Below are 19,101 nucleotides of genomic sequence, written 5' to 3'. Positions count from 1 at the left end.
TAAATGACTAAAATTTAAAGAAAACTAGTTTTCAAGTGGATGATCCTGAAAAGCTTGAAATTTTGTCAATGTTCGTGGCGGGTCTGCAAAGCGGAAAAATCTATCGAGCTTAGATAGTATTAGAAAGTTTGGGCTCTCTCTGGAGAAGGACTTTTATGCTGGGAAGTCAAGAAAAGATGCAGTTCCTAAGATAGTGGAGTTGGTCGCGAAGATGCCTGTTGATGATGTGAGGAAGTTTGCGCGGCGAGTTATTGATACTAAAGAAGACGCTGGCATGCTCGATAAAGGCTACCAAAATTTGGCGGAGTTTTTATTGCGTAACTGAATTTGTTAAGTCGTGTATCGGATGTCGAGTTTGGATGGCTAAGATCTTGGGAAATTTCTCACAGTTCTCTCGGCTTGCCCCCTCAGACCTCCCATCGCTAACCTCCTTAAGCCGCTGCCAACCCAGCGGCCGGATGTGGAAGTCCGACCAAGCTGAAGGCGCTCAATCGCCCATAAACACCTACCGGCGTTTTTTTACGTCTGTATGATTGCTTATGGCGGCTGTGCGCGGGGCACTTCGGTGCGCCGGGTCCTTTAGCCCTGGTCTTCCACACCTGCGTACAGCTGCCACCTCTCATGTGGAAGTGAGATAGGCAGTTCCTTAAACGCTAAAGGAGCTTCGCCATGTACGAAGCCACACCTAACCCGCCTTATGCTTCAAGCGCCACATCCTCTGATCTCAATCTTCAAGCCGCAGCCCAGCGAGCAATCGAGCATCACTTGCCGCCATCTGACGACGGTACCGTTAGCGAACGCCCAAGCGGCACCCTCTTTCTGGTCAATCCAACCATCGACCCCGAAACCCTCCTAGCCAACGCCGCCGAAAACCTCGCATCCGCCAACCAAATGGCCGCAACCCTGGCTTTTGACCTCGAAGACCCGCACCGCGCCATCATCCTGGGCATCCACCAACTCATCGACCTAAGCGCTCTACTCATCGCCCGCGCCCAAGAGCAAGTCGCGCCTGCTGCCAACCCCGCCGCCTTACCCCAAGGCGGCAACCTGAACCCCTGCTGTCACCGCGCAAAGTTTCATAATTCCCTGCGTATTTGCGGACTACGCTACTGTTCAAGAGAGGCCCCCCGTACCTCCAGCCCATAGGGAACTGAAAACATGATCTCGAACCTGGTTAAAGTCGTGCTGATTGCTGGCACGTTGCTGTTGGGTGCTTGTTCGACGGGAACGTCGGGCGGGAGTGGTGACCCTTGTTTTACTGGCGGATGCCAGGCGTTTGGGGACCATAGCCCGAGCAAGGCGGCCAAGATGAATTTTGGCGGGAGTGGGCTGGGGAGCAGTTATGGGGAGTATGGGTCGGGGTTGTTGCATGATGATTGATGAATGGTGGGTCAGTCATTGGGGTAGTGACTGACCTATTGCTATCGGGGGCAAGCCCCCTACCACATTGGATCTATAATCGGCGCAAAACTAGCGTCGTTAGTGGCCGCCTTTCATGCGCCGGGCAATCAGGTAGAGGCCCAGGCCGATCAGCGCCGTCACTGCGCCGATGTACCCAGTGCTGGTCCAGCCCAACCCCGCCGTAATCGCCATCCCGCCAAACCACGGCCCCAGTGCATTCGCCAGGTTGAACGCCGCGTGGTTGGACGCGGCCGCCAGGCTCGGTGCCTCGTGCGCAATGTCCATCAGGCGGATCTGCAACGGCGCAGCCAAGGCCACCATGGTGCCGACCAGGCCCATGCTCAATAGCACGCCCCACAGTGACGACGCCGCAAAGGGGAAGAACAGCAACACCGCAATCGACCACACCAATATCAAACCCACCGCGCGAAATTGCAGGCGGTCAAACAGCTTGCCGCCAGCGATGTTGCCGATGATCCCACCCACGCCAAACGCGGCGAGGCCGAAGGGGATCCACTGCGGCGAGACTTTGGTCACTTCCAGCATGGTCGGCGCCAGGTAGCTGAATACGCAGAACATCCCGGCAAAACCAATCGCACCAATGGACAACGCCATCCACACCTGCGGTTTGGTGAAGGCGCGCATTTCCTTGCGTGGGTCACTACGTTCTTCATCGTGGCGGTGCGGCACGAACTGCCAGACGAGGGCGATGGTGCACAGGGCAATCACGCTCACCAGCCCGAACGCCGAGCGCCAGCCCAGGTGTTGGCCGAGGAAGGTGGCGATGGGGTTGCCCAGCAGCATGGCCAGGGTCAGGCCCATCATTACCCGGGCCACGGCGCCGGCGCGTTTGTCGGTGGGCACCATGCTGGAGGCGACGACGGCGGCGATGCCGAAGTAGGCACCGTGGGGCAGGCCGCTGATAAAGCGGAAGGCCACCAATGAGCTGAAGCTCGGAGTAAACGCCGTGGCGAAGTTGCCCAGGGCATACAGGCCCATCAACAACAGCAGCATATGTTTGCGCAGTAGCTTGGCGCCGAGGATGGCCAGCAGCGGGGCACCGACCATGACGCCCAGCGCGTAGGCGCTGATGGCGTGGCCCACCTGGGGTTCGCTCAAGCCCAGGTTCTGGGCGATGTCGGGCATCAAACCCATGATGGCGAATTCGCCGGTACCGATTGCGAAAGCGCCCACGGCCATGGCCGCTTCCATTTTGGCGGCACTGCGCGCAGGCAGCACGTGCCCGAGTGTTTGGTGGGTAGACATGGATTGCTCTGTTGGATAGGGGCACGAAAGTCAGTCGCCGATGCTACGCACGCGACGGTGAAGGTGTCTAGAACCGCCGCACGCGCGAGAGTTCCGGGCCTGTGACGCCACGTCGCGCTCGATGCACTTGACACTGGCGCGGCGAAACCCGCGATTCAGAGCTGTCAATTGGCCAAACGGCGCATAAACGCTGTTTGCCGTGATATTCTGCGCGCCGTCTTGGGCTAGTCTTTCCTGGTGCGTACACCCGTATACGTCCCGGCGATTGGCTGTCGTCCAGGTAGCTGAAGCCAATAATGATAAGAAGTCAGCGCAGAAGGGACATAAAAGTGAGGTCGATACGTCGGCCTTGTGTGCCCACCCTACGGCCTGAAGAGTCAGGGGCGGTAGGGCGGATGGCGTTTTATCATAGGTGCTACTGATGTTTAAAAAAGTAAACACTGCCTTGCTGGGGCTGGCGTTGTCGATGGGGATCTCGACCGTCCACGCGCAAGAGGCAAAGAAAGTCGATGTGCTGCTGATCGGCGGCGGCATCATGAGTGCGACCCTGGGTGTCTGGCTCAACGAGCTGGAACCGGACTGGTCGATGGAAATGGTCGAACGCCTCGATGGCGTGGCCGAAGAAAGCTCCAACGGCTGGAACAACGCCGGTACCGGTCACTCGGCCCTGGCTGAGTTGAACTACACCCCGGAAGACAAGAACGGCAACGTTGAGATCCCCAAAGCGGTCGAGATCAACGAAGCGTTCCAGATCTCCCGTCAGTTCTGGTCCTGGCAGGTCCAGCAGGGCGTGCTGAAGAACCCGCGCTCGTTCATCAACTCCACACCGCACATGAGCTTTGTGTGGGGCGATGACAACATCAAGTTCCTCAAGAAGCGTTACGAAGCGCTGCAGGCCAGCCCGCTGTTCGCCGGCATGCAGTACTCCGAAGACCCGGCGCAGATCGCCAAGTGGGTGCCGCTGATGATGGAAGGGCGTGACCCGAACCAGAAAATCGCGGCCACCTGGAGCCCGCTGGGTACCGACATGAACTTCGGCGAGATCACCCGCCAGTTCGTTGCCCACCTGCAGACCACGCCCAAGTTCGACCTGAAACTGTCGAGCGAAGTGCAGGACATCACCAAGAACGATGACGGTTCGTGGCGTGTCAGCTACAAAAACCTGAAAGACGGCACCAAGACTGAAACCGACGCCAAGTTCGTGTTCATCGGCGCCGGCGGCGGTGCCCTGCACCTGCTGCAAAAGTCGGGCATTCCTGAAGCCAAGGAATACGCCGGCTTCCCGGTGGGTGGTTCGTTCCTGGTGACCGATAACCCAACCGTGGCCGAGCAACACCTGGCCAAGGCCTACGGTAAAGCTTCGGTCGGTTCGCCGCCGATGTCGGTTCCGCACCTGGACACCCGCGTGCTGGATGGCAAGCGCGTGATCCTGTTTGGCCCATTCGCAACCTTCTCCACCAAGTTCCTCAAAGAAGGCTCGTACCTGGACCTGCTGACCAGCACCACCACCCACAACATCTGGCCAATGACCAAAGTCGGTATTCGTGAATACCCACTGGTCGAGTACCTTGCCGGCCAACTGATGCTGTCGGACGACGACCGCTTCAAGGCGCTGCAAGAGTACTTCCCGAATGCCAAGAAAGAAGACTGGCGCCTGTGGCAAGCCGGTCAGCGCGTGCAGATCATCAAGCGTGACGAAGAGCAGGGCGGCGTCCTGAAACTCGGTACCGAAGTGGTCAGCTCCGCCGACAACACCATCGCGGGCCTGTTGGGTGCATCGCCAGGCGCGTCGACCGCGGCTCCGATCATGCTGACCGTGCTGCAGAAGGTGTTCAAGGACAAGGTCGCGACCCCTGAGTGGCAGGCAAAACTGCACCAGATCGTACCGAGCTACGGCACCAAGCTGAACGACAGCCCTGAAGCGGTTGCCAAGGAATGGGCCTACACCGCTGGCGTTCTGCAACTGCCAACGCCGCCTGTGATTCCGGCCAGGACCGCTCCGGCGGCGACCGAGGCGGCCAAGCCTGCGGCCCAGCCTGCGGCCCAGCCGAGCAAGCCGGCGTCTGATCTGGCGCTGTAAACAAAGCTGTGCAAAAGCCCGCTGAACCGGTGACGGTCAGCGGGCTTTTTCATGGCGTGGTGTTTAGGGGCGCGAGCGCTCGACGGGAGGCAGTTCAACCGTGCGTTCAGCCGCCGCCAGCGCCGCCTTCAAGCCGGCTTGGTCCAGCGGCACGCAATACGCAGGCTTGGCCCGCTCAAACCGCCAGCTGTCATCCAGCCCACCCGCATCCACGGCATCAAAACCGAGTTCGTCGAGCAACTGGATCACGTGTGCCTTCGCGGCGGCGTCGTCCGCGGCCACCGGCAGGGCACGGCGGTCGGGCGCGCCGTGGGGGCGGGCATCCTGTGTCAGCTCGGGCGCGAAGATCGCATTGAATACCTTCACTACGTGCGAGTGGGGAAGGTGGTCAGCCAGCAGTCGGCTGGTGGTGGTTTCAAAGCGATCCAGCACCGGGATATGCCCGTCGCGGTCAGGGTAGTAATTATTGGCGTCCATCACTGTTTTGCCTTCCAGCCATTGAGCCGGGACGCTGCGGTAATGCTCCAGGGGAATCGCCACGAGGGCGATATCGCCGAATCGAGCGGCGTCTTCGGCGCTGCCCACTTGCACGCCGAGTATCCCGCTTACCACGCTGCTCATGGTGTGGGGGCCGCGTGAGTTGCTCAACATCACCTCATGCCCGGCCGCCAGTGCCAGTTGAGCCACGGCGCGCCCGATAAAGCCTGCTCCAATAACGCCAATCTTCATGATTGTGCTCCTGTGAATGGGGGGAGCCGTTATGATGATTGGCAACCAATGGGTGATAAATCGTCATTCTGGTGTGGATGTTGTTACTGGGAGTGGGGAATGATGGATCGCCTATCAAGTATGAATGCGTTCGTGACGGCGGCTGAGCTGGGCTCCTACGCGCGTGCCGCTGAGCGCCTGGGCATGTCGCCGCAGATGGTGGCCAAACATGTCGCCGCGCTGGAATTGCGCCTGGGTGCACGGTTGCTCAACCGCACCACGCGCCGGCAAAGCCTGACGGAGTTGGGGAGCGCGTACTACGAACGCTGCAAACACATCCTCACAGAGGCCGAGGCCGCCGAGTCCCTGGCGCAGATCATGAACGACACCCCGCGCGGCAAGTTGAAAATCACCGCGCCGGTCACGTTTGGCTCCCACAGCTTGATGCCGCTGATTACCGGGTTCCTGCGTGACCACCCGGATGTGGAAATCGACCTGCACCTGACGGATCGGTTTGTCGACCTGGTGGAGGAGGGGTACGAAGCGGCCTTTCGTATCGGGCCCCTGGCAACCACCGGCCTCACGGCCAGGCCGCTGGCGCCTTATCGCCTGGTGGTCTGCGCGGCGCCGGCCTACCTGGCGGCCCGCGGTACACCGGCGGTGCCGGCAGACCTTGAGCATCACGAATGCCTGGGATATGCCTTCTGGTCGCGCCCGGCCGATCGCGAGTGGGTGTTTTTCCAGGGGGCGACCGCGCACAGGGTGCAGGTTGCCAGCCGTTTGCAGATCAATGAAAGCCGGGCCCTGATGTCGGCCGCGCTGGATGGTTTCGGCATTGTCCTTGGCCCGGAGGATTTTCTGCGCGGGGCCTTGGCCAGGGGCGAGTTGGTGCGGGTACTGCCGGACTTTGACGCGCCGAGCCGGTCGATGCATTTGGTCTACACCGCCAACCGGCAGCGTACGGCCAAGCTGCGGCGATTTGTCGAGGCAGTGGTTCAGCGCTTCGGTCCCGCGTGATGTCCTTTGCTTGAGCGGCGACCGGCGGTTTCCCCCCGATCAGCGCCAACGACCGACTGTCGCTTGCACTTCTTGATGCCCTCGGGTTCAGCAATCTGACAGACACCGCCTGTTAAAAAAGTACCCAGGCCAAGCAGGAGCGCGGCTGAAACACAGGGGGATTTTTTACTGGTGCACGTGTTGGGCGTCAGCGCCCGAGGGGTTTTTATGTTGTTACGTTATGCGGCATTGGCGGCGGTCGTCGTCGCGGCATCCGGGTGTGTGCAAGAGCGCGTTGTGCATGAGCGTCGGCCGGTGCAACGTGAATATGTCGAGGTGGTGGCGCCGCAACCGCCGCCGGTGCAGGTGATTGAGGTCGAGCCACCGGTACGTGAAGGCTACTTGTGGTCACGCGGCTATTGGCGCTGGGAAGGCGGGCGCTATGTGGCGGTGCACGGCCATTGGGAGCCGGTGCGCGAAGGCTATCGCTATGTGCATCCGCACTGGGTGCAACGCAGCGATGGGTATCACTGGCAGGTAGGGGGCTGGGTTCGCTGAACCTACGCTGGTGGCAGAGCGGCCGCTCACGAAGCAGGTTGTTGGCAGGTCGGGCCAGGCAATGTGGCCAGGGCAGCAAGAAGAAGCGTGCGCACGTGGGCTTTCTCTCCATCGGAAGGTGAAGGCGATTTCTACCAAAGCCTGCCAATCGTCGCAACGCCTGCCAGATGACTTCGGCATGTTCGACGGTCAACTCACGGGTGCGCAAGAGCGTTTCCAGCACGGTGACGACTTCGCTCTTGGTCGATGGGCAGCTTTATAAAACCCACACCAGTTCCACCACGCACACCAGGCTGACAAAGCCTGGCGAGAGGGTGGCGAGGGATTCGATCAGGGCGGATGCCTTGGGGGACTGGACAGAGGATCATCCTGGGTGACATAGCGCACGAGTACGTTGGTATCCAGCCCGATCCTCCAGCGTTAGCTCACTGCACCACGCGGTAGCACGGTACATACGCCGCGCCGCCCGGCAACTTCATGCGGTGCTGGGCGACGAATGCCTGAAGCAGTTCGTCCAGCGGCTGCATGATGGCCGGGTCGCCGTGGATCTCGTAAGGACCGTTCTGTTCGATCAGGCGGATACCCTTGTCCTTCACGTTCCCCGCCACGATCCCCGAGAACGCCCGGCGCAGGTTGGCCGCCAGCTCATGGGGCGGCAATGCATGGTTGAGTTGCAGGCTGGCCATGTTTTCGTGGGTGGGGTCGAACGGGCGCTGGAAGCCTTCATCGATCTTCAGCAGCCAGTTGAAGTGGAAGGCGTCGTTGCGCTCGCGGCGGAACTGTTTCACCGCCTTGAGACCTGCGGTCATCTGGCGCGCCACTTCGGCCGGGTCGTCGATGATGATCTGGTAGTGCGCCTGCGCCGCTTCACCGAGGGTGGCGCCGACGAACGCATGCAATTGTTGCAGGTACGGCGCGGCCTGTTTCGGCCCGGTGAGGACGACCGGGAACGGTACGTCGCGGTTGTCCGGGTGCATCAGGATGCCCAGCAGGTACAGGAACTCTTCCGCCGTACCGGCGCCGCCCGGGAAGATGATGATGCCGTGGCCGACCCGCACGAAGGCTTCCAGGCGCTTCTCGATGTCGGGCAGGATCACCAGTTCATTGACGATGGGGTTCGGGGCTTCGGCGGCGATGATGCCCGGCTCGGTCAGGCCCAGGTAGCGCCCGCTGGTAATACGTTGTTTGGCGTGGGAAATGGTCGCGCCCTTCATCGGGCCTTTCATTACGCCAGGGCCGCAACCGGTGCACACATCGAGACTGCGCAGGACCAGTTCGTGGCCGACCTTCTTGGTGTATTTGTATTCTTCGGTATTGATCGAATGCCCGCCCCAGCACACCACGATCTTCGGCTCGACACCCGGGCGCAACGTACGGGCGTTGCGCAGCAGGTGAAACACATAGTCGGTGATGCCCTGGGAGTTGCTCAGGTCGATGCGCTGGCTGTCCAGTTCGTTCTCGGTGTAGACGATATCGCGCAGGGCGCTGAACAACATCTCACGGGTGCTGGCGATCATTTCGCCGTCGACAAAAGCGTCGGCCGGAGCATTCAGCAGCTCCAGGCGCACGCCACGGTCCTGCTGGTGGATGCGCACTTCAAAGTCTTTGTAGGCGTCGAGGATGGTCTTGGCGTTATCGATATGCGCGCCGGTGTTGAGGATTGCCAGGGCGCACTGGCGGAACAGGGTGTAGATGCTGCCGGTACCGGCTTCGCTCAGTTGCTGGACTTCGCGTTGGGAAAGGGTTTCGAGGCTGCCCTTGGGGCTGACGGAGGCGTTGATGACTTGACGTTGGGGCATTCTGATTCCTTGAAAGCACAGCCACCGCACCCGGTGAGGCGCGATGGCTTGAGAATGGTGGGCGCGGTTGAAGCGCACGAGCCGACTATTTACCTCAGGCGCAAGGCCGAGCGCAAATACCGTCCAACACCATCATGCCGCAGAACTTACTGAATCAGCTTCCAGTTTTTGTAGAAAACCCGACGCAGGGTAAAGACCATCCCGGCAAACCCGGCAATCACAGCGTTAAGCACCGTCGGCACTGGAGTGGGCCGCACGATATCGATAAACAGGCAGTAGCGCTTGGCATCGTTCTTGTTGAAGGACGCGTGCATCAGCGTGTCATCAAAGATGAACAACGGGTCGTCATGCCAGTAATGCTTATGCTTGCCCACTTGGATGTACACGCCGTCGTGATGGGGCGCCGGCGCCATGTTGTAAAGCACGCGGAACATCATGCGCAGAGGGCCGAAGTGAAACGAGGTCGAGCGGTTTTCATTGAACACCGACACGCCGATGGTCTTCACGAACGGCAGTTTTTTGCGCAGTTCGGGAATATCCAGCGTGGTTTCAATTGACCGCCCGTACCATTGGAAAAACAACATGCCGCGCTTTTTCTCGGCCATGCGTTCATCCAGGTAACCGATGATTTCATCTTTATGGGCCATGGCGTCGTCGAGGACCTGTTGCAGGTCTTCACGCCAGGCGGGTGGCAGGTCGCTCATCGTGTAAACATGGCGGTTGCGCGAGCTCAACAGGTCGAACAAGGTGTTGAACGGCGCCAGTAGCCAGGTGTTGCGGCCGCTGCCGATAAAATACTTCTTGAACGTAGGGGCGTCATACAAACCGTTACGCAGGAAGTCGTAAATACCGCACACCAGCACCAGGCAGAGGAATACCAGGGTGGTTTCTGGGAACACATCAATGATCAACAGGACGGCGAGTACCCAGGCAACCGATACCATTTTTTTACGCAAGGCCAGCGTGTTCATGCAACTTCGCTCCAGCAGGACGCCATTCGACAGTTCCGGATCCGTGGCCGCGAGTGGTTGGGTTTTGAAACATATTGAAACAACTGCGTCATAATAAGCCGTTCCGCGCCGCAAAGGCGTTTTTTAATAGTGCGAAATTGTGAAAACCCTGCACATTTTTAAGCGCTGCCGGCCGTGTTTGGATTGGATTTTGTAAACAGAAGATTTGCGACTATCGTGACGCTTCGGTTTTTCGGGCGTCATAGACCGGTACGATTGAAGTTGAATGGCCACCACTGGCCTTCGGCACCTTGGAAGAGGCAGAAATTTTATGATCATCAAACCGCGGGTTCGTGGCTTTATCTGTGTGACCGCTCACCCTGTTGGCTGTGAGGCGAACGTCAAGGAACAGATCGACTACGTAACCAAACACGGCGCAATCAAAGGTGGCCCGAAGAAGGTGCTGGTTCTTGGCGCTTCCACCGGCTACGGCCTGGCCGCGCGCATCAGTGCTGCGTTTGGCTGCGGCGCCGACACCCTGGGCGTGTTTTTTGAGAAAGAAGGCGAAGAAGGCAAGCTGAGCACCGCCGGCTGGTACAACAGCGCCGCGTTCGAGAAGTTTGCCGTTGAAAAAGGCCTGTATGCCAAAAGCATCAACGGCGACGCCTTCTCCGACGAGATCAAGCGCCTGACCATCGAGACCATCAAAAAAGACCTGGGCAAGATCGACCTGGTGGTCTACAGCCTGGCCGCGCCACGCCGTACCGACCCGCAAGGCGTGGTGCACACCTCCACCCTCAAGCCGATCGGCAAAGCCGTGACCCTGCGCGGGATCAACACCGACAAGGGCGTTGTGGTCGACACCACCCTGGAGCCGGCCACCCAGGAAGAAATCGACGGCACCGTGAAGGTCATGGGCGGCGAAGACTGGCAGCTGTGGATCGACGCCCTGCGTGACGCCGATGTATTGGCCGAAGGCGCCAAGACCACCGCGTTCACCTACCTCGGCGAGAAGCTGACCCAGGACATCTACTGGAACGGCTCCATCGGCGAAGCCAAGAAAGACCTGGACAAGAAAGTCCTGACCCTGCGTGACAACCTCGCCGCGCTCAAGGGCGATGCCCGCGTGTCGGTACTCAAGGCCGTGGTCACCCAGGCCAGCTCGGCGATCCCGATCATGCCGCTGTACCTGTCGCTGCTGTTCAAGGTGATGAAAGAGCAGGGCACTCATGAAGGCTGCATCGAGCAGGTCTACGGCCTGTTCAAGGACAGCCTGTACGGCAGCCAGCCGAAACTCGACGCCGACGGCCGCCTGCGTGCCGACCTGGCCGAGCTGGAGCCGAAAGTCCAGGACGCCGTGGCAGCGCTGTGGAACCAGGTCACCGACGAGAACGTCAACGAGATCAGCGATTTTGCCGGCTACAAGGCAGAGTTCATGCGGTTGTTCGGCTTTGAAGTCAAGGGTGTGGACTACGATGCTGATGTGAACCCGACCGTCAAAATCAACGGTCTGGTCCAAGCCTAAACGCGGTTGAACATGTGAGAGGGGGCTTGCTCCCGATAGCGAGGGGTCAGCTAGCGATAAGCTGTCTGGCCCGACGCAATCGGGAGCAAGCCCCCTCCCACGTTTGGTTGTGTACGTTTCAGAAAATTCTTACGCTTCGGCGCGCAGTTCCCGCTTTTCAGATCTGCCAGACTCCTTCGGCTATCAAGCCGCGCCAACGGAGGATCTGATGACGATTCGTGCAGTAGTTTTTGATTTCGGCGGTGTTCTGTTCGACTGGAGCCCGCACCATCTGTACCGCAAGCTGATTGCCGACGACCACGAACGGCAATGGTTTCTCGACACCATTTGTACCCAGGCCTGGAACACCGAGCAGGACGCCGGGCGCACGCTCGCCGACGCAACGCGCACCCTCATCGACCAATACCCGTGCCATGAAACCTTGATCCAGGCTTATTACGAGCGTTGGCACGAGATGCTGCGCGGCCCGTTGCCGGAAGGGGTGGCGATTCTCAATGCGCTGCATGCTGCCCATATGCCCCTGTTCGGGCTCACCAACTGGTCTGCCGAAACCTTTCCCTATGCGCGGGCCCATTACCCATTCCTGCAGTGTTTTCGCGACATTGTGGTGTCCGGCGAATTGAAACTCATCAAGCCCGATCCGGCGATCTACCACGCCAGCCTGGCTCAGGTGCGTGCCTGCCTGCCGGATATCCGCCCCGCAGAAGTGGTGTTTATCGATGACGTGGCCGGCAATATCGACGCCGCCGTCGCGTTGGGTTGGCAGGGCATTCACCATGTGTCGGCCGAGCATACCGCCGCACGATTGCGTGAGCTGGGCGTGAGCTTTTAGCGCGCCCACTTTTCCATGACGAAATCGACAAACGCCCGCAGTTTCGGCAGGCGGTAACGGTCCTGGCCGTAGAGCAAATGCATGGGCCGGCTGGGCAGTTGATAGTCGGTCAGCAAGGCCACGAGCTTGCCGCTCTGCAGGTCGGGCTGCACCAGGGCATCGGGCAGCATGACGATGCCCATGCCTTGCACCGCCACTTGGCGCAGGGCCTGGGAGCTGTTGATGGTCAATGAGCCGGACACCGGAATCTCCACTTCGCCTTGCTCCCCGGTCATGCGCCATAGCTTGTCGGCATTGCGCCAATCGTCGGTGGAGGGGTAGGCGAACGCCAGGCAGTCGTGCTGTTGCAGGTCTTCAGGGCGAGCAGGCGTGCCGCGCTGCGCCAGGTAGTCCGGGGACGCGCAGAGGGTGATGGTGTAATCCTGCAGGGGCCGGGCGATCAGGCTTGAAGGTTCCAGTTCACCCAGGCGGATCGCTACGTCGAAGCCGCTGTCGACCAGGTCCATGCGTTCATTGCTGAGTACGACATAGAGCTTGAGCAGCGGGTAGCGCTGGGAGAACTCGCTCAAGGCCGGCGCCAGGCGCTCGGTGCCGAACGCCGGAGGGGCGGTGATGCGCAAGGTGCCTTTGGGCACGTCACTGTGCGCTTGTTCCGCCAATTGCTCGGAGTCGGCCACCAGCCCCAGTACTTCAAGGCAGCGCTGGTAATACTGGCCGCCGAATTCCGTGAGGCTTTGTTTGCGCGTGGTGCGCTTGAGCAGGCTGACACCCAGGCGTTGCTCCAAGGCGCGCAAGTGATTGCCGACCATCGTGGTCGACATCCCGCAGGCATGGGCGGCGGCGGTCATGCTGCCGGCCTCGACCACTTTTACGTACACCGACATCGCCTGGAACAGATCCATTATCAATCCCTGATTTAAAGTCATTGCAGAAAGGCGCAGTTTATCCAGTTGGGGTGGTTAACGATACTTCAGCTACCCCTACGATGCACTGGAGCTTGCCACCATGACCGCCACCTGCCTGATGACGACCTACCAACCCTTGGCCTTGAGCTTTACTCGCGGCCTGGGCACGCGCCTGTGGGATCAGCAGGGGCGCGAATACCTGGATGCGGTGGCAGGCGTGGCGGTGACCAATGTCGGGCACTCTCACCCGAAACTGGTGACGGCCATCAGCGAACAGGCCGGCTTGTTATTGCATACATCCAACCTCTACAGCATCGACTGGCAGCAACGCCTGGCCCGGCGCCTCACTCAGCTGTCGGGCCTGGACCGCGCCTTCTTCAACAACTCCGGCGCCGAAGCCAACGAGGCCGCACTGAAGCTGGCGCGGTTGCATGGCTGGAAAAAAGGCATCGAAGAGCCGCTGGTGGTGGTGATGGAAAACGCCTTCCATGGCCGCACCCTCGGCACCATGGCGGCCAGCGATGGGCCGTCGGTACGCCTTGGGTTTCAACGTTTGCCCGGCGATTTTCTCAAGGTTCGGTTCGGTGATCTGGCGGCCATTGAAGCGATCACCCAAACGTTTGGCTCGCGGATCGCAGCGGTCTTGCTGGAGCCGATCCAGGGCGAAAGCGGCGTCATGCCGGCGCCCGCGGGTTACCTGCGCGCCCTGCGCGATCACTGCACCCGGCATGGCTGGCTGATGATGCTCGATGAAATCCAGACCGGTATCGGCCGTACCGGTACCTGGTTTGCATTCCAGCACGAAGGTATCGTGCCGGACGTGATGACCCTGGCCAAAGGCCTGGGCAACGGGGTACCCATCGGCGCCTGCCTGGCTCGCACGGCGGTGGCCCAGTTGTTCACGCCGGGCAGTCACGGCAGCACGTTCGGTGGCAACCCGCTGGCCTGCCGAGTAGGCTGCACCGTGCTCGACATTATCGAAGAGCAAGGCCTGTTGCAGAACGCGGCGCAACAGGGGGAACGCTTGCTGGCGCGGTTGCGGGTGGAATTGGATGAACATCCGCAGGTACTGGCGATTCGGGGGCGGGGCCTGATGATCGGCATCGAACTGGCCAGCCCCAGTCGCGACCTGACGCAGCGCGCCGCCCACGAGCATGGGCTGTTGATCAATGTGACGCGGGGCAAAGTCATTCGCCTGTTGCCGCCCCTGACCCTGGAGGCCAAGGAGGTCGAGATGATCGTACGGGCCATCACCCGGCTATTGGATTGAAGTGCGCTGAAACTGCGGGCTTATAGGTCATGCCCATTCAGCCATTCCTGATTCATCGTCTCGGTGTCTCCCAGATACGCCAGCAACCACGCCATGGCCGGGGACAGCTTGTCCTGTGCCCAGGCCACGCACGACGGGCTGGCGGGGAAGGGCCGGGTCAGTTGCAGCGCCACCAGTTCGCCGCGTTCGATCCACGGCAATACCTGATGCGCCGGTGCCATGCCGACGCACAGGCCATCGCGCAGGCAATCGATGGCCGACGCCCAGTTCGGTACGACCAGGCGACGTTGGTTATCCAGGGTCCAGGTGTCGCGCTTGGGCAGGTTGCGCGACGTGTCGGTCATGCACAGCGAGGCGAACGGGCGCAGTTGGTCATCGCTGAGCAACCCTTCAATGTTGGCCAAGGGATGCGTTGCACTGACGACACACAGCCAGTTCAACAACCCCATGTCGCGAAAGCTAAAGCGGCTGGCCACCGGCACTGCGCTGGTGGCGCCGATCACAATGTCGGTACGCTCGTCGGCCAAGGCATCCCACACGCCGTTGTACACCTCGTACTCCAGCAGCAACTCCACCTCGGGGAACCGCCGATAGAAATCCAGCACCAACTGCCGGCAGCGCTGAGGTTTGACGATAGAGTCCACCGCCACCTTCAACTGGCCACTCCAGCCGTTGGCCACCTGCTGGCACAAACGCCGGGTGCCGAGCATTTTTTTCATCACGCCACGGGCTTCGTCGATAAACAGGCGGCCGGCGGGGGTCAGTTCGACGTCGCGATGGCGCCGCACAAACAATGGCACTGCCAGCCACTCCTCAATCTGACGTACCGTATAGCTGATGGCCGACGGCACGCGATGCAATTCCTGGGCGGCGGCGCTGAAACTGCCATGGCGCGCTACCGCGTCGACTACCTCCAGGGAGTATTCAGACCACATACGGGCTGCCTTCAAATTTTTTGATGATAGTGTCCAATTATTATCGCTTCACACAAAATATGTCAGCTTCATAATGGCTGCCAGTCAGCAAATGGTTTGATGGCAGATTCAACAAGGTTTCGATGAAAAATTCTTTTGGGTTCACTTGGTACCTGGCGGGGCTGAGCATGCTTGGTTATCTCGCCATGGACATGTACTTGCCGGCGTTCGGCGCCATGGGCGAGCAATTGCAGATCGGCGCTGGCGCGGTGGGCGCCAGCTTGAGCATCTTCCTCGCCGGCTTTGCGTTGGGGCAGTTGTTGTGGGGGCCGTTGTCCGACCGACTGGGGCGCAAGCCGATTCTGCTGGTGGGGTTGAGTCTGTTCGTACTGGGCTGCGCGGGTATGTTCTGGGTCGAGACGGCGCCGCAGCTCCTGGCCTTGCGCTTTCTGCAGGCGATTGGTGTGTGCTCGGCTGCCGTGAGCTGGCAAGCGTTGGTGATTGATCGTTACCCGGCCGACAAGGCGCACCGGGTGTTCGCCAGCATCATGCCGTTGATGTCACTGTCGCCCGCCCTGGCGCCGCTGTTGGGCGCGATGGTGCTGAATCACTTGGGGTGGCAGGCGATTTTCGGGGTGTTGCTGGGGGTGTCGCTGCTGTTGCTGCTGCCGACGGTGTGCCTGCGCCGTACGCCAAAAAATGTGACGCATACGCCGTCGCGCCTCGGTTATGCGCAGTTGTTCAGGTCTCGGGTGTTCAGCGGCAACGTGATGATCTTCGCCGCCTGCTCCGCCAGTTTCTTCGCCTGGCTGACGGCTTCGCCGTTCATCCTTGGCGACATGGGCTACAGCCCCAATGACATCGGCCTGAGCTATGTGCCGCCAACCCTGGCGTTTCTGGTAGGCGGCTACAGTTGTCGCAGTGCCTTGCAGCGTTTCCAGGGCAAGACATTACTGCCCTGGCTGCTGGTGGCTTACTGCATCAGCATGGTGGCGTTGTACATGGTCGCCACCTGGACTGTGCCGACCCTCACCACCTTACTGATTCCGTTCTGCCTGATGGCGCTGGTCAACGGCGCCAGTTACCCGATCGTGGTAGCGAATGCGCTGATGCCCTTTTCGGAAAATTCCGGCAAGGCCGCAGCACTGCAAAACACCTTGCAGTTGGGGCTGTGCTTCCTCAGCAGCCTGCTGGTGTCATCGATGATCGAACAACCGTTGTTGATCACGGTGATGGTGATGCTGGCGACTGCGCCGTTGGCGGTGTTGGGCTATTGGCTGGCGCGGCCGAAGGCGGACCCCGCCGAACTGGCCAATGCCTGAACTGAGAATGCGTAAAAAAGTGGGAGGGGGTTGCTCCCTCCCACATGTGGATTGAGTGAATGAAGTGCATAGCTAGAACGTCACTTCCATGTTCAGCGTCGGCGTGGAGGTGCGGCTCCCCCGGCCACCGTCCACACCGAACTTGTTGTGCCAGTATTCATAACCTACCCCAAGGTACAGGTTCGGCTTCACGCTTTTGCCTGGCCGCACCGCCACCATCAGCGCCGTGCGCATCAGCGCTTCCGGCGCCGTGTCACGGCCATGATAGTCCTCGCCTTTTTCCCCGACGTAATTGATAAACCCCTGGAATTTAGCCGCGTGGTTGGCGATCTCGAACGGGCGCATCCAGGTCAGGTTGAGCAGGTAGGTGTCATCAAACGTGTGGTTCGATTCTTGCGCGCCGGGGATGCCGGTGTGGTTCTTTTCCTTGTAGTACATCAGGCTCAAATCCAGCACACCGACGCTGTTGAATTTCAGCGTGGGGCCAAACACCAGCGCGCGTTTTCTGGCCGAGGCGAAGTTGTTGTTGCGGTTGGCATCAAAACCCAGGGTCAACGCGTAATCCTTGATCAGCCCGGTGCCCGGCGGCATGTCGAAGACGCGTGAGGCATACAGCTGGTGCCGATACACCGCGTACACCTCGCTGCCGCCATGGTCGGTGCCCTTGCGCGGGTCGCGGCTGTCGGACAGGAACACATCCAGGTTGAGGAAATTGCTGCCGTAGCGGTAGCCGCTGGCGTGGGTGAAGCTGTAGATGCGCTTGCTGAAGTCGTCGGGGTTATTGGGATTGGTGAAATGCTGGCCGTAGCGAAAGCCGACGCTGTTGTTCATCCATTCCATGGCAACGGCCTCGCCGCCGCCGAGGAGGGTCAGTGCAACGGTGGCGCCCTGTAATGCCTTTTTCATTGTTCTAGGTCCTTTGGCGTTCTGGCTCATCGCGGCCGAGTGGTTTTTGTAACGCCGATGGAGGGTATCTTGTTCGGTTGATTGTATACAACTCTATGGACATCTAGTCCTCACATTGCATACAGTGGCCGCACAACAAAAACAGAGAACCCCTCACCATGACTATCCCGAAGGCGTCACCGCAGCGGCCGGAAGATGAGAATCTTGGCGTCGCCGCCAACATGGCTTACGGCCTGCAGCATGTGCTCACCATGTACGGCGGCATCGTCGCGGTACCCCTGATCGTTGGCCAGGCGGCTGGGTTATCCCCAGCGGATATTGGCTTGTTGATCGCCGCGTCGTTGTTTGCCGGTGGCCTGGCCACCCTGTTGCAAACCCTTGGCCTGCCGTTCTTTGGGTGTCAGTTGCCGCTGGTGCAGGGCGTGTCGTTTGCCGGTGTGGCCACCATGGTCGCGATTGTCGGCAGCGACGGTGCTGGCGGGGTGCCTGCGATTCTCGGGGCGGTGATGGCTGCGTCGTTCATCGGGCTGCTGATCACGCCGGTGTTCTCCAGGATCACCAAGTTCTTCCCACCCTTGGTCACGGGTATCGTGATCACCACCATCGGCCTGACCCTGATGCCCGTTGCGGCGCGCTGGGCCATGGGCGGCAACAGCCGCGCGGCGGATTTCGGCAGCATGCCCAATATCGGCCTGGCCGCCTTGACGCTGGTGTTGGTGCTGCTGCTAAGCAAGATCGGCAGCGCGACCATCTCACGCTTGTCCATCCTGTTGGCGATGGTGATCGGCACCCTGATTGCGGTGTTGCTCGGCATGGCAGACTTCTCCGGTGTGACCCAGGGGCCGATGTTCGGTTTTCCCACACCCTTCCATTTCGGCATGCCGACCTTCCACCTCGCCGCGATCATTTCCATGTGCATCGTGGTGATGGTGACTCTGGTGGAAACTTCTGCCGACATCCTGGCCGTGGGCGAAATCATCGACACCAAGGTCGACTCCAAACGCCTGGGTAACGGCCTTCGCGCCGATATGCTGTCGAGTATGTTTGCGCCGATCTTCGGTTCGTTCACCCAGAGCGCGTTCGCCCAGAACGTCGACCTGGTGGCGGTGACCGGGGTGAAGAGTCGCTTTGTGGTCGCCACCGGTGGTCTGTTTCTGGTCATCCTCGGCCTGCTGCCGTTCATGGGCCGGGTGATCGCGGCAGTGCCGACGTCAGTGCTGGGCGGCGCCGGGATTGTGCTGTTCGGCACCGTGGCGGCCAGCGGTATTCGCACCTTGTCCAAGGTGGATTACCGCAACAACATGAATTTGATTATCGTCGCCACGTCCATTGGTTTCGGCATGATTCCTATCGCCGCGCCAAGTTTCTATGATCAGTTCCCCAGCTGGTTCGCGACCATTTTCCATTCGGGCATCAGTTCGTCGGCGATCATGGCGATAGCGTTGAACCTGGCGTTCAACCATTTCACGGCGGGCAACTCGGACCAGCAGTCGGTGTTTGTGGCGGGGACCGAGCGCAGCTTGTGCTTCCACGATGTGGCGGCGCTGCGTGATGGGGACTATTTCAGGGGCGGCAAGTTGTTCGATGCCGAGGGCAAGGAGATTCCGTTGATGGAGCAAGCCTCAAGGCACGCATCGAAACCTGAGACCTCCGAGGTCTGAATGTGTGG

Annotated in this window: 16 protein-coding genes and 2 pseudogenes; 10 read left to right on the top strand and 8 right to left on the bottom strand. The window is 60.2% G+C overall.

From position 1 onward, the window contains the following. Positions 1-669: 669 nt before the first annotated feature. Positions 670-1,023: pseudogene (locus tag AB4O23_RS24630) on the top strand (DUF6124 family protein); the annotation flags it as partial. 135 nt (positions 1,024-1,158) lie between these two features. Continuing rightward, positions 1,159-1,380, top strand: a complete 222-nt coding sequence (locus AB4O23_RS24625; RefSeq protein ID WP_026067160.1) for a hypothetical protein — start codon at positions 1,159-1,161, stop codon at positions 1,378-1,380. Positions 1,381-1,479: 99 nt separating this feature from the next. Here AB4O23_RS24625 and AB4O23_RS24620 read toward each other — a convergent pair whose 3' ends face one another. Next, positions 1,480-2,667, bottom strand: coding sequence for an MFS transporter (locus AB4O23_RS24620; protein ID WP_065877027.1), 1,188 nt, complete (start codon positions 2,665-2,667; stop codon positions 1,480-1,482). 421 nt (positions 2,668-3,088) lie between these two features. On the opposite strand from AB4O23_RS24620, the gene mqo reads away from it, so the two are divergent. Further along, on the top strand, positions 3,089-4,747 hold the full coding sequence (gene mqo, locus AB4O23_RS24615; RefSeq protein WP_368949089.1) for a malate dehydrogenase (quinone): 1,659 nt from the start codon (positions 3,089-3,091) through the stop codon (positions 4,745-4,747). Positions 4,748-4,810: 63 nt separating this feature from the next. Here the strand turns inward: mqo and AB4O23_RS24610 are convergent, their stop codons facing one another. Then, complete coding sequence (locus tag AB4O23_RS24610) at positions 4,811-5,476, bottom strand: NADPH-dependent F420 reductase (protein ID WP_368949088.1); 666 nt, start codon at positions 5,474-5,476, stop codon at positions 4,811-4,813. A gap of 99 nt (positions 5,477-5,575) precedes the next feature. Here AB4O23_RS24610 and AB4O23_RS24605 point away from each other — a divergent pair, with 99 nt between their 5' ends. After that, positions 5,576-6,472: a LysR family transcriptional regulator gene (locus tag AB4O23_RS24605; protein WP_217855998.1), complete on the top strand. Its 897-nt coding sequence runs from the start codon at positions 5,576-5,578 to the stop codon at positions 6,470-6,472. A gap of 207 nt (positions 6,473-6,679) precedes the next feature. Then, a complete protein-coding gene (locus AB4O23_RS24600) occupies positions 6,680-7,009 on the top strand; it encodes a YXWGXW repeat-containing protein (protein WP_050553981.1) in 330 nt (109 codons plus the stop codon). Positions 7,010-7,157: 148 nt separating this feature from the next. On the opposite strand, the pseudogene AB4O23_RS24595 reads toward AB4O23_RS24600, so the two are convergent. From AB4O23_RS24595 to AB4O23_RS24585, 3 genes and pseudogenes are all read right to left on the bottom strand, one after another. Then, a pseudogene (locus AB4O23_RS24595) lies at positions 7,158-7,420 on the bottom strand (PIN domain-containing protein); the annotation flags it as partial. A 14-nt stretch (positions 7,421-7,434) separates the two neighbouring features. Beyond that, the gene (ppnN, locus tag AB4O23_RS24590; protein ID WP_460150292.1) at positions 7,435-8,808 is read right to left on the bottom strand and encodes a nucleotide 5'-monophosphate nucleosidase PpnN; all 1,374 of its coding nucleotides are present in this window, start codon (positions 8,806-8,808) and stop codon (positions 7,435-7,437) included. 146 nt (positions 8,809-8,954) lie between these two features. Next, the gene (locus AB4O23_RS24585) at positions 8,955-9,779 is read right to left on the bottom strand and encodes an aspartyl/asparaginyl beta-hydroxylase domain-containing protein (RefSeq protein ID WP_017526620.1); all 825 of its coding nucleotides are present in this window, start codon (positions 9,777-9,779) and stop codon (positions 8,955-8,957) included. Between the two features lie 310 nt (positions 9,780-10,089). On the opposite strand from AB4O23_RS24585, the gene fabV reads away from it, so the two are divergent. Continuing rightward, positions 10,090-11,283 carry an enoyl-ACP reductase FabV gene (gene fabV, locus AB4O23_RS24580; protein ID WP_460061017.1) on the top strand — a complete coding sequence of 398 codons (1,194 nt, stop codon included), beginning with the start codon at positions 10,090-10,092 and terminating at the stop codon, positions 11,281-11,283. A gap of 208 nt (positions 11,284-11,491) precedes the next feature. Beyond that, positions 11,492-12,115 carry an HAD family hydrolase gene (locus tag AB4O23_RS24575; protein ID WP_068931589.1) on the top strand — a complete coding sequence of 208 codons (624 nt, stop codon included), beginning with the start codon at positions 11,492-11,494 and terminating at the stop codon, positions 12,113-12,115. Here AB4O23_RS24575 and AB4O23_RS24570 read toward each other — a convergent pair. Continuing rightward, complete coding sequence (locus tag AB4O23_RS24570) at positions 12,112-13,017, bottom strand: LysR family transcriptional regulator (protein WP_017526617.1); 906 nt, start codon at positions 13,015-13,017, stop codon at positions 12,112-12,114. The genes AB4O23_RS24575 and AB4O23_RS24570 overlap by 4 nt on opposite strands. A 103-nt stretch (positions 13,018-13,120) precedes the next feature. On the opposite strand from AB4O23_RS24570, the gene AB4O23_RS24565 reads away from it, so the two are divergent. Further along, complete coding sequence (locus tag AB4O23_RS24565) at positions 13,121-14,290, top strand: aspartate aminotransferase family protein (protein ID WP_065877023.1); 1,170 nt, start codon at positions 13,121-13,123, stop codon at positions 14,288-14,290. Between the two features lie 20 nt (positions 14,291-14,310). Here the strand turns inward: AB4O23_RS24565 and punR are convergent, their stop codons facing one another. After that, on the bottom strand, positions 14,311-15,225 hold the full coding sequence (gene punR, locus AB4O23_RS24560) for a DNA-binding transcriptional activator PunR (protein WP_017526615.1): 915 nt from the start codon (positions 15,223-15,225) through the stop codon (positions 14,311-14,313). Between the two features lie 122 nt (positions 15,226-15,347). Between punR and punC the strand changes: the two genes are divergently transcribed. Then, positions 15,348-16,526 carry a purine nucleoside transporter PunC gene (gene punC / locus AB4O23_RS24555; protein WP_017526614.1) on the top strand — a complete coding sequence of 393 codons (1,179 nt, stop codon included), beginning with the start codon at positions 15,348-15,350 and terminating at the stop codon, positions 16,524-16,526. 72 nt (positions 16,527-16,598) lie between these two features. On the opposite strand, the gene AB4O23_RS24550 is transcribed toward punC, so the two are convergent. Then, on the bottom strand, positions 16,599-17,432 hold the full coding sequence (locus tag AB4O23_RS24550; RefSeq protein ID WP_065877022.1) for a nucleoside-binding protein: 834 nt from the start codon (positions 17,430-17,432) through the stop codon (positions 16,599-16,601). 158 nt (positions 17,433-17,590) lie between these two features. Here AB4O23_RS24550 and AB4O23_RS24545 point away from each other — a divergent pair, with 158 nt between their 5' ends. After that, positions 17,591-19,093 (top strand): nucleobase:cation symporter-2 family protein, encoded by a 1,503-nt coding sequence (locus AB4O23_RS24545; RefSeq protein ID WP_460061009.1) that lies wholly within the window; start codon positions 17,591-17,593, stop codon positions 19,091-19,093. Positions 19,094-19,101: the final 8 nt, after the last annotated feature.

It is taken from the genome of Pseudomonas sp. H2_A10, from assembly GCF_054680085.1.
This window is presented reverse-complemented; position numbering and strand designations above follow the sequence as displayed.

What these genes read in the sequence shown, in the direction of transcription:
- AB4O23_RS24550 (WP_065877022.1), bottom strand. Translation starts at nt 17,432, where the DNA reads ATGAAAAAGGCATTACAGGGCGCCACCGTTGCACTGACCCTCCTCGGC.
- AB4O23_RS24570 (WP_017526617.1), bottom strand. Translation starts at nt 13,017, where the DNA reads ATGGATCTGTTCCAGGCGATGTCGGTGTACGTAAAAGTGGTCGAGGCC.
- AB4O23_RS24575 (WP_068931589.1), top strand. Translation starts at nt 11,492, where the DNA reads ATGACGATTCGTGCAGTAGTTTTTGATTTCGGCGGTGTTCTGTTCGAC.
- AB4O23_RS24620 (WP_065877027.1), bottom strand. Translation starts at nt 2,667, where the DNA reads ATGTCTACCCACCAAACACTCGGGCACGTGCTGCCTGCGCGCAGTGCC.
- AB4O23_RS24605 (WP_217855998.1), top strand. Translation starts at nt 5,576, where the DNA reads ATGATGGATCGCCTATCAAGTATGAATGCGTTCGTGACGGCGGCTGAG.
- punR (WP_017526615.1), bottom strand. Translation starts at nt 15,225, where the DNA reads ATGTGGTCTGAATACTCCCTGGAGGTAGTCGACGCGGTAGCGCGCCAT.
- AB4O23_RS24565 (WP_065877023.1), top strand. Translation starts at nt 13,121, where the DNA reads ATGACCGCCACCTGCCTGATGACGACCTACCAACCCTTGGCCTTGAGC.
- fabV (WP_460061017.1), top strand. Translation starts at nt 10,090, where the DNA reads ATGATCATCAAACCGCGGGTTCGTGGCTTTATCTGTGTGACCGCTCAC.
- punC (WP_017526614.1), top strand. Translation starts at nt 15,348, where the DNA reads ATGAAAAATTCTTTTGGGTTCACTTGGTACCTGGCGGGGCTGAGCATG.
- AB4O23_RS24600 (WP_050553981.1), top strand. Translation starts at nt 6,680, where the DNA reads ATGTTGTTACGTTATGCGGCATTGGCGGCGGTCGTCGTCGCGGCATCC.
- AB4O23_RS24625 (WP_026067160.1), top strand. Translation starts at nt 1,159, where the DNA reads ATGATCTCGAACCTGGTTAAAGTCGTGCTGATTGCTGGCACGTTGCTG.
- AB4O23_RS24610 (WP_368949088.1), bottom strand. Translation starts at nt 5,476, where the DNA reads ATGAAGATTGGCGTTATTGGAGCAGGCTTTATCGGGCGCGCCGTGGCT.
- AB4O23_RS24585 (WP_017526620.1), bottom strand. Translation starts at nt 9,779, where the DNA reads ATGAACACGCTGGCCTTGCGTAAAAAAATGGTATCGGTTGCCTGGGTA.
- AB4O23_RS24545 (WP_460061009.1), top strand. Translation starts at nt 17,591, where the DNA reads ATGACTATCCCGAAGGCGTCACCGCAGCGGCCGGAAGATGAGAATCTT.
- mqo (WP_368949089.1), top strand. Translation starts at nt 3,089, where the DNA reads ATGTTTAAAAAAGTAAACACTGCCTTGCTGGGGCTGGCGTTGTCGATG.
- ppnN (WP_460150292.1), bottom strand. Translation starts at nt 8,808, where the DNA reads ATGCCCCAACGTCAAGTCATCAACGCCTCCGTCAGCCCCAAGGGCAGC.